The sequence below is a fragment of the Rathayibacter sp. Leaf185 genome (assembly GCF_001423885.1).
GTDB lineage: Bacteria > Actinomycetota > Actinomycetes > Actinomycetales > Microbacteriaceae > Rathayibacter.
Genome location: NZ_LMPP01000002.1, coordinates 232,003 through 245,335, shown reverse-complemented (window position 1 = coordinate 245,335; position 13,333 = coordinate 232,003). Strand labels below are relative to the sequence as shown.

The window sequence follows — 13,333 nt, the reverse complement described above, 5'->3', positions numbered from 1 at the left end:
CCCCAGTCTGGCGTGCGCCGCGCGAGCGCTCCGCGTCGAGCGGGAGGAGCATCTGGCTGCGCGCCTGCTCGTCGAGCAGCCCTGCAGGGGCGAATCGAGACCCACCCCGTCGGCAGCGCGGCCGTCCGGCCCCGACTCCTGACACACGCGGATCCTGCGGCGCGGGCTACTCGATCGGCAGGGACCGCGCGGCGAGGGCGGCGGCGGCCTCCGTGGCCAGCACCGCGCCGAGCTGGGCCGACAGCGTCGCGGGGAGGCGCGCAGGCACGTCCCAGCACGGGCCCGCGAGCAGCAGGCCTCCGCGCTCGCTCACGCTCCAGAGGGTGTCGACGCTGCCGCTGACGAAGCGGCGGATGCGGTCGGCGGTCGCGGGAGCGACTCCGTCGGTCGTGGCCAGGTCGACCAGGTGGCGGTAGGCGACGCCTCCGAACAGAGCACCGTCCCCCGTCCCCTGGTCGACGAACACCCCGCCCGGAGCGAGCCGGGTGAGCAGGTCATCGGCTGTCAGGGAGGCGTGCGCGACGAGCCGTGCGTCGGGTCGCAGCCGGTGCAGGGCGAGCGCCGCTCCGATGTAGACGCCGTGGTTGTAGCTGAAGGCCCAGTCGTCGCGCGCCGAGCCGCCCTCGCGGCCGATGCCGTCGGCGACGAATCCGGTGCCGGCGTCTCGCAGGCGCACGTGGATCCAGTCGAAGGCCGCACGCGCGAGCTCCTCGCGGCCCGCGGGGCGGAGGCGCTCCAGCCGGGCACCGAGGATCGCGAACGGCCCGTTCGCCGGCGCGTTCTTGTAGTCGAGCTGCCGTCGGCGCCAGGCCAGGCTCGCTCCGTGGCGGAGGTTCCAGCCGCGGTCGACCGCGAAGCGCCAGAGCCGGTCGGCGCGGTCGAGCCATCTCGGCTCCCCCGTCGCCTCGCCGAGCCGTGCGAGTGCTCCTCCGAGCCACATCATGTCGTCGAAGTAGCCGTTGACGAGCCTGCCCCCGTTGCGGAGGCGGATCGCGCGGTGCACGCGCTCGGCTCGCTCGAGATGCGCGGCGTCTCCCGTGCGCTCGAACGCGTCGACCTGAGCGTCGATGGCGTGCGCGAGCCACCAGTAGTTGAACTCGGCGTCGGCCCGCAGGGAGGTCGGGTAGCTCATGTGGTACCCGAGCACCGGCACGCCGAAGAGCCGCTCGAGGCTCCGCTGAGCGGTGTCGGCGCGGCGGCTACTCGTAGACGTGGGGAGCGAGGATCGCGACATCGCGGAGGTTGCGGTAGCGCTCGGCGTAGTCCAGGCCGTAGCCGATCACGAAGTCATTGGGAATGTCGAAGCCGACGTACGCCACGTCGACCTCGACCTTCGCCGCGCGCGGCTTGCGGAACAGAGCGCAGATCTCGACGGACTCGGCGCCGCGGCTGCGCAGGTTGCCCTGCAGCCACGAGAGCGTGAGACCGGAGTCGATGATGTCCTCGACGATCAGCACCTTGCGGTCGGTGATGTCGGTGTCGAGGTCCTTCAGGATCCGCACCACACCGGAGGACTTCGTGCTGCTGCCGTAGGAGGAGACGGCCATCCAGTCCATCACGATGTCGAGCTTGAGCTCGCGCGCGAGGTCGGCCATGACCATCACGGCGCCGCGCAGTACCCCGACGATGAGGAGGTTCTCGCCGGCGTAGTCGCGCTCGATCGCGCGGGCGAGGCCGCGGATCCGCTCATGGATCTCGGCCTCGGTGAAGAGGACCTCGGTGATGTCATCGGCGATGTCGGCTGCTTCCACCCGGCCACTCTACGGGGCGGCTCGGGGGGAGCGGATCCCGCTCCGCGCGCTGCTCGATCAGCGAGGGCCGGCGGGGGCGAAGACGAGGCTCGGACCCACGCGGGTGGCGAGGACGCCCGGGAGGTCGACGCCCTTCTGGCCGTGCCAGTCGGTGACCAGGGCAGCGACCGCGAGGGTCTGCGCACGCGAGAGCGAGACTCCGAACTCGTTGGAGACGACCAGCCGGATGATGCGCTGCCGCAGCGCCGGCGGGTCGGCGGCCAGGCCGCGGGCGTCGACGGTGACGTGGCCCTCGTCGTTCTGGCCGACGAGCTCGAGCGCCCAGTCGAGGGCCATCGCGTCGAGTGCGTCGCCGTCCTCGCGCAGCTGCTCGGCTGTGCGGGCGAGGGCCTCCGCGATGCCGGGCCCGAGCTCGTCCTCGAGCACGGGCAGCACGCTGCGGCGCACACGGACGCGCGAGTAGCGGGGGTCGTCGTTGTGCGGGTCGTCCCAGAACTCGAGCCCGGCATCGGCGCACGCCGCGCGAGTGGCCTCGCGGCGGAGGCCGAGGAGCGGCCTCCGCAGAGGACCGCTGACCACCGCCATCCCGTGCAGGCTCGCCGCACCTGCTCCCCGCGCGAGACCGAGCAGCACCGTCTCGGCCTGGTCGTCGAGGGTGTGGCCCAGGAGGATCGCCGCGGCGCCGGTGGCGACCAGCGCGTCGTCGAAGGCGCGGTACCGCGCGGTGCGCGCCGCCGCCTCCGGACCCCCCTCGCCCGAAGCGGCCGCCACCGACACCACCTCGCGGAGCACCGGCGAGAGCCCGAGCGAGTGCGCCTGCTCGGCCGCCCGCCCCGCGATCGCGGCCGACGCCTCCTGCAGCCCGTGATCGACGATGACGGCGCCGGCCCGGCGACCGCCGCGGGGCGCCTCGAAGGCGACGGCGGAGGCGAGCGCGAGCGAGTCCGCTCCCCCGCTCAGAGCGACCAGCACGAGCACCCCGGGGTCGAGCTCGTCGAGGCTCGCGCGCACGGCGCGGCGGATGTCGGCGACGGCAGGAGTCAGGCGGGGGCGATCGGGCACATCAAGTAACGTAATGCCAGCGATCCGGCCCCCGAGTGAGTGCTCGGGAGGCGGGTCCGATCCGCCGATGCGCCGCTCACGGCGCCACCGACTCAAGGAGCGAACATGGCCGCATACGACGTCGTCGTAGAGATCCCCAAGGGCAGCCGCAACAAGTACGAGGTCGACCACGAGACCGGTCGCGTCTACCTCGACCGCGTGCTGTTCACCTCCTTCGTCTACCCGACGGACTACGGCTACTTCGAGAACACCCTCGGCCTCGACGGCGACCCCGTCGACGCGCTGGTGCTGCTCGAGTACCCCGTGTTCCCCGGCGTCGGCGTCTCGGTGCGCCCGGTCGGCGTCCTCAACATGAGCGACGAGGCGGGCTCCGACGCCAAGGTCGTCGTTGTCCCCGCGAAGGACCCGCGCTGGCAGCACATCCAGGACATCGGGGACGTGCCGGAGCAGACCAAGAACGAGATCAAGCACTTCTTCGAGCGCTACAAGGACCTCGAGCCCAACAAGTGGGTCAAGGTCGAGGGCTGGGGCGACGCCGCCGAGGCCGAGCAGATCATCCAGGACGGCATCAAGAAGCTGGCCGAAGAGGGTCACTGACCCCGGGCCTCCTGCAACGAGGGAAGCCGCTCCCGTCGAGGGATCCAGCACGAGCTGGACGTCTCGGCGGGAGCGGCTTCCCTCGTTCTGCGACCGGGTCTAGGACGCCGGGCGGCCGACCATGCCGGTCGGGGTGCCCCAGGTGGGCCAGACGCGAACGGGCTTGCCGTAGTCGGCGGCCTCGATGATCTGGCCGTTCCCGAGGTAGATCGCGACGTGGTAGTAGTCGCCGCTCCCGCCCCAGAAGATCAGGTCGCCGCGCTGGCGCTGGCTGTAGGGGACGAGCTTGCCCTCGGCGGCCATCTGGTTGTACTGGTTGGTCGCCGAGTGGGTGCCGATGTACTCGCCGGCGGAGGCGTACGACGCCTTGGTCAGTCCCGAGCAGTCCCACTGGTCGGGACCCATGCCGCCGAGCACGTACTCCTCGCCGAGCTGGGCCATCGCGTAGCTGATCGCGGTCTCGACGCTGTTCGTGTTCGAGACGGGGGCAGGAGCGGGGGCGGGCGCCGGTGCCGCGGGGGCCGGAGCGGGAGCCGGCTGCTGGGCGACAGGAGCAGCGGGCGCGGCCGGAGCAGCGGGCGCGGGAGGAGCAGCGGGCTGCGGCGCCGCGGGCTGCTGAGCCGCGGGAGCCGGCTGCTGCGCGGGAGCGGCGGGCGCAGCGGCGGCCGGTGCGGCCTGAGCCGGCTGCGCCGCCTCCCGAGCGGCCTCGGCCTCGGCCTGCGCCTGCGCGGCGGCCTCGGCGGCAGCCGCCCGACGCTGCTGCTCGCCCTCGAGGTAGGCGGTCTCGATCTCGACCGTCGAGTCCTTGAGGAGCGCGAGCTGGGCGATCAGCTCCGACGACTTCGCCTCCTGAGCGGCGAGGGAGGCCCGTGCCGAGGCGTTGGCCGCATCGGCGGCCGAGCGCGCCTCATCGGCGGCGTCCGAGAGCTTCTGATGCTCGGCGACGGCCACATCGGCCTGCTCGCCGAGCGATTCGGCGTTCTGCTTGTCGGCGAGCGCGTCACCGTAGACCTTCTGCGACTGCTCGGTCAGCTGCGACATCGCGCCGAGCTGGTAGAGCAGATCACCGGCGTCCTCGCCGCTCGCGACGAGGCTCATCGAGAGGTCGCCACCGGCGGCGCGCGAGAGGTGCGCGGCCAGCAGGCCCGCGCGCATCCGGGAAGTCTGGGCCTTGGTCGACGCGGCGGTGGCCTGCGCCTCGAGCTCGTCGACGGTCTGGGCGGCGGCGTCGAGCGACTCCTTGGCCTGGCGCCACGCCTCGGCCTTCTTCATCGCGGTGATCGAGGCCTCGTCGACCGAGGTCTGCAGGCCGGCGATCAGGCTGGTGATCGAGTCGATCTCGGCCTGCTTCGTCGCCTCGTCGGTCTTCGCGTTCTGCACGTCGTCCCACGAGGGGTAGCTCGGGTCGTCGGCGGAGGCGGGCGTGAGCCCGAGGGAGGCGGTCACCGCGGTCACCGCGAAGGCGGCCGAGACGGCCAGCGGCAGCCTGCCCTTCCAGGCCCGCTCGCGCGGTGCCGGGGTGAAGCTGCGGGCGGTCGTCTTCGTGTCAACCAAGTGTGACTCCTCGTGCTGCCATGAAGGGCTGAGCGTCGACGGCGACGCCGTTGACGCGGGTCTCGAAGTGCAGGTGGCACCCGGTGGAGGCGCCCGTCGAGCCGACGGCCGCGATCTGCTGACCGGCCTCGACGCGCTGGCCGACACTGACGTAGATGCCGCCCGCGACGATGTGGGCGTAACCGGTGCTGATGCCGTCGCCGTGCTCGAGCAGGATCCAGTTGCCGTAGGTGCCGTTGGGGCCCGCGTACGAGACCGTTCCGCTGTGCGCCGCGTAGATCGGGATGCCGCAGCCGCCGGCGATGTCGGTGCCGCGGTGCGAGCTGCTGGTGGAGCCGCCGCCGGTCGAGATCGTGCCGCGCGGACCGAAGGTCCCGGTGATGCGGCCCGCGGCGGGGCGGACCCAGCCGGAGTCGTTCACTGCGGTGGAACCGCCGCCCGCGGAGGGCGCGGGGGCGCTGTAGTTGCTGCCGGAGCTCGGGCGAGCAGCCGCGGCGGCGGCCTGCGCCTGGCGGTAGGCCTCGGCGGCCGCGACCCGTGCGGCCTCCTCCTCGGCGAGCTTGCGCTGGCGCTCGGCCTCGCGCGCGGCGACACCCGCCTGGTACTCGGCGACGGTGCGGGACTCCGTGTCCTGCAGCGCCGCGAGCTGCTCCTCGAGCACGATGCTCTGCTGCTGCTGCTCGGCGAGGGCCGACTCCGAGGCCGCCTGTGCCGACGTCGCCTCGGCCAGCGCGCTCTCGGCCGCGATCCGCAGGGTCTCGCGGGCCGTCTGCGCGACCTTCGCCTGGTCGGTGAGGGAGGCGGCGGTGTTGCGCGAGGTGCTCGCCTGCTCGTAGATCGCGTTCGAGCGCTCGACGAGCTTGGACATGTTGCCGATCTTCGACAGCAGGTCGTCGGCCTCGCCGCCCTGGCCGTCGAGGAAGATGTTGACCGAGAGATCGGTACCGGTCGTGCGGTAGAGCTGGGCGGCGAGCAGGCCCGCCTGCTGCGAGGCCGCATCGGCCTCGTCGGCGCTGGCTGTGGCCTTCGCCTCGAGCTGGGTGGCGCGATCGGCGGCCTCGTCGAACGCCTCCTGCGCCGAGAAGTACTCCTGGCCGCGCTGCTGAGCGAGTTCCTGCGCCGCCTGCACCTGGTCCTGCAGGCCGGCGATGAGGGACGTGATGTTCTCGACCTGGGCGGCGGCTGCTGCGGTGTCGCCCTTGGCGGCCTCGACGTCCTCCCACGACGGGTACTCGACCGCCTGGGCGGGCGAGGCGACGAGGAGGCCGGCGACGAGCGCCAGGACGGCCGAGGCCAGCGCGGTGCTGCGGAATCGACCGAGCCGCGGCGCGCCGGAGGACCGGGCAGGACGAAGGCGGCGCGGCGAATGGAGCATGGTACCTCAGGCGTGTCGGTGGAGCCCTCTCGCTCGACGGTGCGGCTCCGTCGCGCGAGGGTGGCAATTCCTACCAACCCTAGCCAAGGCCCTACCGGTGTGCCTAGAGCTGTGCCACCCCGGACGGGGTTCTTCACACGCTCGAAACCTTCGATTTTGCATATCCGCTCCGGTGTCCCTATGCTTGCGTGTCGGTAGTCATGGGGGGTCGGCCGCAGGGTCGCCCCGCGAGCTCCCGGCCCCATCGTTTAGTGGCCTAGGACACCGCCCTTTCACGGCGGCAGCACGGGTTCGAATCCCGTTGGGGTCACGGATGGGCCGAGAGGACTACCTGCAAGTGCACCGGACCGCGAGGGCCGGGGCGTGAAAATCGAACAGCCTCGAAGGCAGTATGCTTGTCTTCGCAACGAGGCCCTGTAGCGCAGCTGGTTAGCGTGCCGCCCTGTCACGGCGGAGGTCGCGGGTTCAAGTCCCGTCAGGGTCGCAGAGAGGCCCTTCCGAGAGGAAGGGCCTTTTTACGAAGACGTCAAGGTCTTCAGCGGCGATACGTCGCACGGCTCTGTAGCTCAGTTGGTAGAGCGCACGACTGAAAATCGTGAGGTCACGGGATCGACGCCCGTCGGAGCCACGGAAACCCTCGCCTAGCTTCTACATGGCGGGGGTTTCTCTCGTTCTCCGGGACGGTCCCTCTGCACCGGGCCTCTTCGCCCAGGTCGCGTGCGTAGGCTGATCCGGCCATGGACTCCGCCGCCTTCCCGCCGCCCGACCCGTCGACGATCGCCCTCGATCCTCCGGATCCCGCACCGCGCGGCTGGGCGCCCCCGACCGGATCGATGCTGCCGGGAGCACCCGCCTCGTACGACGGCTGGCTGAGCGCCGAACCGCAGCCCTCGGTCGGAGCGCCCTACTCCTCCCTCCTCTACCTGCCCGATCCGCGGGTGCGCTGGGGGCTCCCCACCGCGGTACTGACGATCGTGGGGATCGTGCTTCCGCTGGCGGCGCTCATCCTGCTGTTCGGGTTCGGTGTGCTGCCCTACTCCCCCGGGCTGCTCTTCGCAGGGGCGTTCGGCAGCTACCTGATCGGGCTGATCGTCCCGATCGCGGCCTCGCGGCTGCGCGGCCTGGGCTCGCTCGCGGCCGACTACGGGCTGCGGTTCCGCTGGGTCGATATCCCGATCGGCATCGGGCTCGGGATCGGCGTCAGGCTGGCGATCGTCGCCGTGCTGCTCGCGTTCTCGCCGTCGCTGCAGGACGCGCAGTCGAATCTCGACCTGGCGCCGGATCCGCTCTGGTTCGTGCTGAGCTCGGTGTTCATCCCCGTCGTCGTCGCGCCGGTCGTCGAGGAGATCCTGTGCCGCGGCGTCGTGATGCGCGCCGTGCGCAACCGGATGCTGCGCCGGAGCGTGGCCGCGGCTGCTCCGACCCGCGGACGCCGGATCTGGGCGGCGGTCTTCAGCGTGATCGCCTCGACGCTGGTGTTCGCGCTGCTGCACGGGCACCAGATGGTGAATCCGGCGACCGTCGTGACGCTCGGCGCGACGACCGTGATCGCGGGGCTCGCGCACGGCTGGATCTCGACGGTGACCGGCCGTCTCGGGGCGGCGATCATCTCGCACGCGACCCTCAACGGATCCGCCGTGCTGCTGCTCGTGCTGGTGACGGCGCTGGGCTGAGGCCGGCGTCAGACGTCGACCACGCGGGGCGCCGGAGCGCTCTGAAGGGGGAGCTCGCCGCGGACCTGGCGGTGCAGGCGCTCCATGTCGGAGTCGAGGCTCGCGGCGGTCCGCGCGGCGTCGGCCAGACCGTCGAGCAGCTCCTGCGGGACCTGGCGGTCGTACTTGTAGTAGATCTTGTGCTCGAGGCTCGCCCAGAAGTCCATCGCGATGGTGCGGAACTGGACCTCGACGCAGACGTCCACCGACCCTCCGGAGAGGAACACCGGCACCTCGACGATCGCGTGCAGGCTCTTGTAGCCGTTCTCCTTCGGCTCGGCGATGTAGTCCTTCACCTCGAGGACGGTCACGTCGGACTGCGAGGTGAGCAGATCGAAGACGCGGTAGACGTCCGAGACGAAGCTGCAGGTGATCCGCACACCGGCGATGTCGGTGATGGCGCCCGCGATGCCCTCGAAGGTGGTCTCGCAGCCCTTGCGCTCGATCTTCTCGATGAGGCTGTCGGCCGACTTGAGGCGGCTCGTCACGTGCTCGATCGGGTTGTACTCCTGCAGCTCGCGGAACTCCTCCTGCAGGATCGACACCTTCGTGACGATCTCGTCCATGCCGAACTTGTACTGGAGCATGAAGCGCGCGAAGTCGTCGCGGAGGGCACGGATCTCGGCGACGGTCGTCGCGTCGAGCGCCTGGGCGACCGCGTCGGTCAGCGGAGGCACGGCGACGTCTGACGAGCGGGGATCCACAGTCGGACACCCTACGCGCGGTGCCTTAAGCGCCGGATGTGAGTGCTGCGGCTCGTCGCCGCCCATCGCTCTCCTCAGGTGCACCGCGCAGAAGACCGCCGCCGTGGGACGACATCCGCCGCCCTCCTCGCAGGGGACGGGCGCGAAGTGCCGAACGGCGCAGGGACGGCGCGCGCACGGCCGGCAGGCGATACTGGGCGCGTGAGCACAGCCGCCCCGGGAGCCGCGACCGGCTCGTTCCCGCCGCCCGATCCCGCGACCCTCTCTCCCGGCCGACCGCCTCGGCGCCCTCTGTCGCGCGGGGCGCGCCTCGGCGTCGCGGCGGGTGTGGTGCTGGCCCTGGCGATCGGCGGAACGGTCACGACCGTGGTCGTCCGCGGCGGGATCGCCGAGCAGCGCTTCGAGGAGGCGAGCACCCGGCTCGTCGACACCGCCGAGGACCACGACGACGCGGTCGCGGAGTGGGACGCGCTCGAGGCCGCCGTGGTGTCCGAGACGAGCGGCATCCGGGCCGCCGTCGCCGAGGCCGACCCGGTGGCCGTCGACGCGGCGGACCGCGACGAGTACCTGGGCGCGATCGACGCGGTCGTGGACGCGGCCGACGACGTGCCCGTCGGCGAGCGGGCGGCGCTGCGGCCTCCCGCCGATCCGCAGGAGACCGAGGAGCGCTTCGAGGCCGCCGACGAGCTGGACGCCCGATCGGACGAGCTCGAGGCGGACGCCGCGCAGCAGCGGGAGCAGACCGCGCGGGTCCGGCCGATGCTCGGGGCGGCGCGCACCGCCTCCGCCGACTTCGCCGACTCGACGGCCGCGGTCGGCACCGCCCTCGCCGAGGCGAGCACCGCGGCGACGCACGAGACGCGCTGGCTCCTGGAGCGCGCGCTGTACGGCTACGGCGACTCCGACGAGCCGGTCGACCTCGGGCAGGCCGCGCTCTTCCGCGCGTACCTCGCCCGGGTGGCCGATCTTCAGCGGTCGCAGGCCGAGGGTCTCGCCGACCGCGCCGCCGCCGACTGGCCGCAGAAGCAGCAGGTGCTCGACTTCGCCGACTCGCTCGCGGGCGGAGTACCCCTCGACGTGACGTGGGAGGAGAGCATCGAGATCGACGGAGTGGCGTACGGCGAGCTCGACAGCGGCGCCGGACTCGCGACGTGGACGCTCGAGGAGGGCGCTCCGGCGATGATCCAGCTGACCGAGAGCATCCAGCGCAACTGGGACGCCGACTGGACGCGGGGTCTGGTCGCCCACGAGGTCGGCCACGCCATCACGTCGAAGGACGGCTGCTACGAGCTGTACCGCGCGGCTCCGTTCGAGGGCGACGACGAGAAGTGGGCGACGGCCTGGGCGCTGTCGCTCGGCTACGAGGACGGGTCGGGCACAGAGCCGTACGGCGAGCCGGGCGCGGACGCGGTGGCGATCGCCTCCGCCTGCCGCTGACCGGCCCTCAGCGCACCGCGCGCCGATAGAAGGTGACGCCGTGCATCGGCACGCCGTCGAAGCGCTCCAGCTGGGCGCGCGCGGCGACCCCGTCGCGGGCGATGTAGGGGACCCTCAGCCGGCGGTAGCCGCGCTCCGCGAGGTGCGCCTGCAGGTCGCGACCGAGCAGGGTGCCGACTCCGCGGCCCTGATCGACGGGATCGGTGCACTGCATCTGCAGCACCGCCTCCTGACGGAACCGGGTGCGGGTCACCACCGCCTGCAGCTGGTCGAGCACGCCGACCCGGCCGCGCGTGCTCTGGAGGAAGCGGGTGTAGTCGGGCACGGCCAGCGCGAAGCCGACCAGCCGACCGGTCGCCTCGTCGCTGGCGAGGCGCAGGATGTGGGGGTCGAGGAGGGCGGCGAGCGCCGCGACGCCGACGGAGCCCCGGTCGAGCTCGCCGGCGGTCACCTCGGTCGCGAACGGCGACGACGCTCCCGCGCGGTTGAGCACCCCGAGCATCTCGGTGCGGATGGCGTCGGTGCGCGCCGCGGTGAGACGACGGGGGCGCAGGCCCGCCGCCGCCCACTCCTCGGGCGCGACCGGGCCGAGCGGGTCGCCGGCACGGCGCGGCACGGTCTGCACGCTCCAGGTGTCGCCCTCCCAGATCCGCTCGAAACCCGCGTCCTCGTAGATGCCGGGGTAGCTCGGCGGGTTCCAGAGCACGCGGAGGAAGCCGCGCTGCGAGAAGTCGCTCGTGATCACTCCGCCGCCCTCGTTGGGCAGGAGCGACACGGGACCGAGGATCTGCTCGTGCCCGCTCGCCCGCTCGGCGACGGCGTCGAACAGCGCAGCGGCCGCTGCGGCGTCGGCGAAATCGGTCGCGCCGAACAGGAGGGTGCGCGCGCCCAGCCGCGCGTCGAGCCGCGGATCGGAGTGGACCGTCGTGCGGCCCACCACCCGGCCGCCTCGATCGCGGACCAGGAGCAGCTCGACCCCGGCCGTGCGCACGCGCGAACCGCGCCACCACGACTGGAGCACGGCGTCGGGCAGTGGGACGGTGAGCGAGCGCGGGTGCAGGCGTCCGGGCAGGAGGCGGAAGTCGTCGTACTGCGCGCGCGTCGTGACCTGCTCGACCTGCATCGCGCCTCCGCTCCCCGGCGACGGCGCGCCCTGTGCCCAGAGTAGGAGCGCGCGAGCGGGCGGCGCGACTCGGCGGGGGGCGCTTCGGCTCGCAGAAACCGGTTCGGCTCGTCGGAATCCGTGGATTCCACGAGCCGGAGGCGATTCCACGAGCCGGAGGTGCCGCCGAGCCGCCGTACGGTCCGCCGGGCGGGGGACGACCTCGGCGGCGAGGCGTCAGTAGGGTCGGACGATGGTGACCGGATTCAACTTCGTCTTCGTCCTCTACGTCGTCTTCCTCGTCGTGATCGCGGTGGTCGTGATCGTGCTGGCGGTGCTGCTCTGCCGGCTCGCGATCGCCGCGCGCGAGAACCAGCTGACGACGGCGCGGCTCCGCGAGCTGCAGATCGAGCGGATGCTCGCCGAGGACGACGAGTAGGGCGCACAACGTCAGCTGAGAACGGGTGTCGCGCACCATCGTGGCTGCGACCCGATCTCAGCTGACGTTGTGCGCGGAGCCGGCCGGTCAGGGCAGCGCGGGGCGCGCCTCCGGCCGCGAGACCTTCGGGATCAGCAGGCCGAGCACGACGGCGACGACCGCGCCGACGGCGCCGATCACGAACGTGGTGCGGAAGCCGTCGGAGCTCGGGACGTCGATCGCGCCGACCGAGACCGTCAGCTGGGCGAGCACCGCGGCTGTGACGGCGGAGGAGAGGGTCGTGCCGAGGGTGCGCATCAGCGAGTTGAGGCCGTTGGCGGCCGCGGTCTCGGAGGCCGGCACGGCGTGCATGATCAGCGTGGGCATCGCGGCGTAGGCGAGGCCGAGACCGACTCCGATCAGGGCGTTGATCACGAGGATCTGCCAGACCTCGGTCCCGAACGGGAGCACCAGCAGGTAGGACACAGCGATCAGCGCGGCGCCCGAGATCAGGACGATCCGTGGCCCCGACCTGGCCGAGAGGCGCGCCGCGACAGGCGACGTCGCCATCATCGCGAGGCCCGAGGGAGCGAGGACGAGGCTCGCGACGATCAGGCTGAGGCCGAAGCCGGCTCCCGAGGCGAGGGGCAGCTCCAGCATCTGCGGGAGTGTGATCTGCGCGCCGAAGAACGCGAAGCCGACGGCCACGGAGGCGAGGTTCGTGAACAGCACGGCGGGCCGCGCGGCCACTCGGAGATCGACGAGCGGGCTCGACTGCCGCAGCTCGTACCAGCCCCAGACGAGCAGCACGGCGATGCCGCCGAGGCCGGAGGCGAGGATCGCCGGGCTCCCCCAGCCCGCGTCGTTGCCGCGCGAGACGGCGATCAGGATGCCGCTCAGACCGATCGCGAGCCCGATGGTGCCGACGACGTCGAAGCTGCCGGGCGCGCGCAGTGTCGACACGGGCACGACGAGCAGGACGAGGACGATGTCGAGCACACCGAGGGCCGCCGACATCCAGAACAGGACGTGCCAATCGAGGTTCTGGGCCACGAGGGCACTCAGCGGCAGCCCGAGCGCGCCGCCGATGCCGAGGGTGGCGCTGACGAGGGCGATCGCCCCCGGGAGACGATCGCGGTGCAGGGTGTCGCGGAGGATCGAGATGCCGAGCGGGATGACGCCCATCACGGCGCCCTGCAGAGCGCGGCCGACGACGAGGGTCCAGACGTCACCCGCGAAGGCGCAGACGACGGAGCCGATCACGAGCACCACCAGCGCCGCGACCGCCATCCGCCGCTTGCCGTAGAGGTCGCCGAGCCGGCCGGACACGGGCGTGAGGATGCACGCGCTGAGAAGGGTGGCGGTGATCACCCAGGCGGTCTCGCTGCGGTCGGCGCCGAGAAGGGTCGGCAGCTCGGACTGGATCGGCACGACCAAGGTCTGCATGAAGGAGGCGCTCATGCCGGCGAAGGCGAGGACGGCGGTGATCAGTCGCGGATCGGGAGAACGGGTGAGGGAGCGGCGGTCGGGCACAGAGGTCCTTCGGTTGCGAGTCGTATTGCCCAGCTTTGCATCGGGCGGCCCCGGTATCGAACCGGATGGAGGTCGGGATCCTTCCCGC

The 13,333-nt window shown here is 72.2% G+C and carries 12 protein-coding genes and 3 tRNA genes; 7 read left to right on the top strand and 8 right to left on the bottom strand.

Going from position 1 to position 13,333, the window contains the following annotated elements; genetic code table 11:
* Nucleotides 1–166 precede the first annotated feature (166 nt).
* The 3 genes from ASG06_RS08440 to tilS are packed head-to-tail and all read right to left on the bottom strand — an operon-like array spanning nucleotide 167 to nucleotide 2,813.
* The gene (locus ASG06_RS08440) at nucleotides 167–1,234 is read right to left on the bottom strand and encodes a glycoside hydrolase family 76 protein (RefSeq protein WP_082499073.1); all 1,068 of its coding nucleotides are present in this window, start codon (nucleotides 1,232–1,234) and stop codon (nucleotides 167–169) included.
* A complete protein-coding gene (hpt, locus tag ASG06_RS08435; RefSeq protein WP_056041011.1) occupies nucleotides 1,200–1,751 on the bottom strand; it encodes a hypoxanthine phosphoribosyltransferase in 552 nt (183 codons plus the stop codon). The genes ASG06_RS08440 and hpt overlap by 35 nt, the downstream gene beginning before the upstream one ends.
* 57 nt (nucleotides 1,752–1,808) lie before the next feature.
* Nucleotides 1,809–2,813, bottom strand: coding sequence for a tRNA lysidine(34) synthetase TilS (gene tilS / locus ASG06_RS08430; protein ID WP_056041009.1), 1,005 nt, complete (start codon nucleotides 2,811–2,813; stop codon nucleotides 1,809–1,811).
* 105 nt (nucleotides 2,814–2,918) lie between these two features.
* Here tilS and ppa point away from each other — a divergent pair, with 105 nt between their 5' ends.
* Nucleotides 2,919–3,410 carry an inorganic diphosphatase gene (ppa, locus tag ASG06_RS08425; protein WP_056041007.1) on the top strand — a complete coding sequence of 164 codons (492 nt, stop codon included), beginning with the start codon at nucleotides 2,919–2,921 and terminating at the stop codon, nucleotides 3,408–3,410.
* 99 nt (nucleotides 3,411–3,509) lie between these two features.
* On the opposite strand, the gene ASG06_RS08420 is transcribed toward ppa, so the two are convergent.
* Both ASG06_RS08420 and ASG06_RS08415 read right to left on the bottom strand, forming a co-directional pair.
* Nucleotides 3,510–4,964: a C40 family peptidase gene (locus ASG06_RS08420; RefSeq protein WP_056041005.1), complete on the bottom strand. Its 1,455-nt coding sequence runs from the start codon at nucleotides 4,962–4,964 to the stop codon at nucleotides 3,510–3,512.
* A complete protein-coding gene (locus tag ASG06_RS08415) occupies nucleotides 4,957–6,339 on the bottom strand; it encodes a M23 family metallopeptidase (RefSeq protein ID WP_056041003.1) in 1,383 nt (460 codons plus the stop codon). The genes ASG06_RS08420 and ASG06_RS08415 overlap by 8 nt, the downstream gene beginning before the upstream one ends.
* A 237-nt stretch (nucleotides 6,340–6,576) precedes the next feature.
* Between ASG06_RS08415 and ASG06_RS08410 the strand changes: the two genes are divergently transcribed.
* The 4 genes from ASG06_RS08410 (at nucleotide 6,577) to ASG06_RS08395 (ending at nucleotide 8,012) form a co-directional block, all read left to right on the top strand.
* A tRNA-Glu gene (locus ASG06_RS08410) sits at nucleotides 6,577–6,649 on the top strand.
* Nucleotides 6,650–6,749: 100 nt separating this feature from the next.
* Nucleotides 6,750–6,823 (top strand) — tRNA-Asp (locus tag ASG06_RS08405).
* Between the two features lie 71 nt (nucleotides 6,824–6,894).
* Nucleotides 6,895–6,967, top strand: a tRNA-Phe gene (locus tag ASG06_RS08400).
* 109 nt (nucleotides 6,968–7,076) lie between these two features.
* On the top strand, nucleotides 7,077–8,012 hold the full coding sequence (locus ASG06_RS08395; protein WP_056041001.1) for a CPBP family intramembrane glutamic endopeptidase: 936 nt from the start codon (nucleotides 7,077–7,079) through the stop codon (nucleotides 8,010–8,012).
* A gap of 8 nt (nucleotides 8,013–8,020) precedes the next feature.
* On the opposite strand, the gene ASG06_RS08390 is transcribed toward ASG06_RS08395, so the two are convergent.
* Nucleotides 8,021–8,638: a GTP pyrophosphokinase gene (locus ASG06_RS08390; RefSeq protein WP_231727702.1), complete on the bottom strand. Its 618-nt coding sequence runs from the start codon at nucleotides 8,636–8,638 to the stop codon at nucleotides 8,021–8,023.
* Between the two features lie 318 nt (nucleotides 8,639–8,956).
* Between ASG06_RS08390 and ASG06_RS08385 the strand changes: the two genes are divergently transcribed.
* On the top strand, nucleotides 8,957–10,192 hold the full coding sequence (locus tag ASG06_RS08385) for a hypothetical protein (protein ID WP_056041000.1): 1,236 nt from the start codon (nucleotides 8,957–8,959) through the stop codon (nucleotides 10,190–10,192).
* Between the two features lie 7 nt (nucleotides 10,193–10,199).
* On the opposite strand, the gene ASG06_RS08380 is transcribed toward ASG06_RS08385, so the two are convergent.
* Nucleotides 10,200–11,315, bottom strand: a complete 1,116-nt coding sequence (locus ASG06_RS08380; protein WP_056040998.1) for a hypothetical protein — start codon at nucleotides 11,313–11,315, stop codon at nucleotides 10,200–10,202.
* A gap of 232 nt (nucleotides 11,316–11,547) precedes the next feature.
* On the opposite strand from ASG06_RS08380, the gene ASG06_RS08375 reads away from it, so the two are divergent.
* Nucleotides 11,548–11,733, top strand: a complete 186-nt coding sequence (locus tag ASG06_RS08375) for a hypothetical protein (RefSeq protein WP_056040995.1) — start codon at nucleotides 11,548–11,550, stop codon at nucleotides 11,731–11,733.
* 87 nt (nucleotides 11,734–11,820) lie between these two features.
* Here the strand turns inward: ASG06_RS08375 and ASG06_RS08370 are convergent, their stop codons facing one another.
* Entirely contained in the window at nucleotides 11,821–13,245 is a 1,425-nt protein-coding gene (locus ASG06_RS08370; protein WP_231727662.1) for an MFS transporter, read from the bottom strand.
* Between the last annotated feature and the right edge of the window lie 88 nt (nucleotides 13,246–13,333).

What these genes read in the sequence shown, in the direction of transcription:
- ASG06_RS08440 (WP_082499073.1), bottom strand. Translation starts at nt 1,234, where the DNA reads ATGTCGCGATCCTCGCTCCCCACGTCTACGAGTAGCCGCCGCGCCGAC.
- ppa (WP_056041007.1), top strand. Translation starts at nt 2,919, where the DNA reads ATGGCCGCATACGACGTCGTCGTAGAGATCCCCAAGGGCAGCCGCAAC.
- ASG06_RS08415 (WP_056041003.1), bottom strand. Translation starts at nt 6,339, where the DNA reads ATGCTCCATTCGCCGCGCCGCCTTCGTCCTGCCCGGTCCTCCGGCGCG.
- ASG06_RS08395 (WP_056041001.1), top strand. Translation starts at nt 7,077, where the DNA reads ATGGACTCCGCCGCCTTCCCGCCGCCCGACCCGTCGACGATCGCCCTC.
- ASG06_RS08390 (WP_231727702.1), bottom strand. Translation starts at nt 8,638, where the DNA reads ATGCTCCAGTACAAGTTCGGCATGGACGAGATCGTCACGAAGGTGTCG.
- ASG06_RS08380 (WP_056040998.1), bottom strand. Translation starts at nt 11,315, where the DNA reads ATGCAGGTCGAGCAGGTCACGACGCGCGCGCAGTACGACGACTTCCGC.
- ASG06_RS08375 (WP_056040995.1), top strand. Translation starts at nt 11,548, where the DNA reads ATGGTGACCGGATTCAACTTCGTCTTCGTCCTCTACGTCGTCTTCCTC.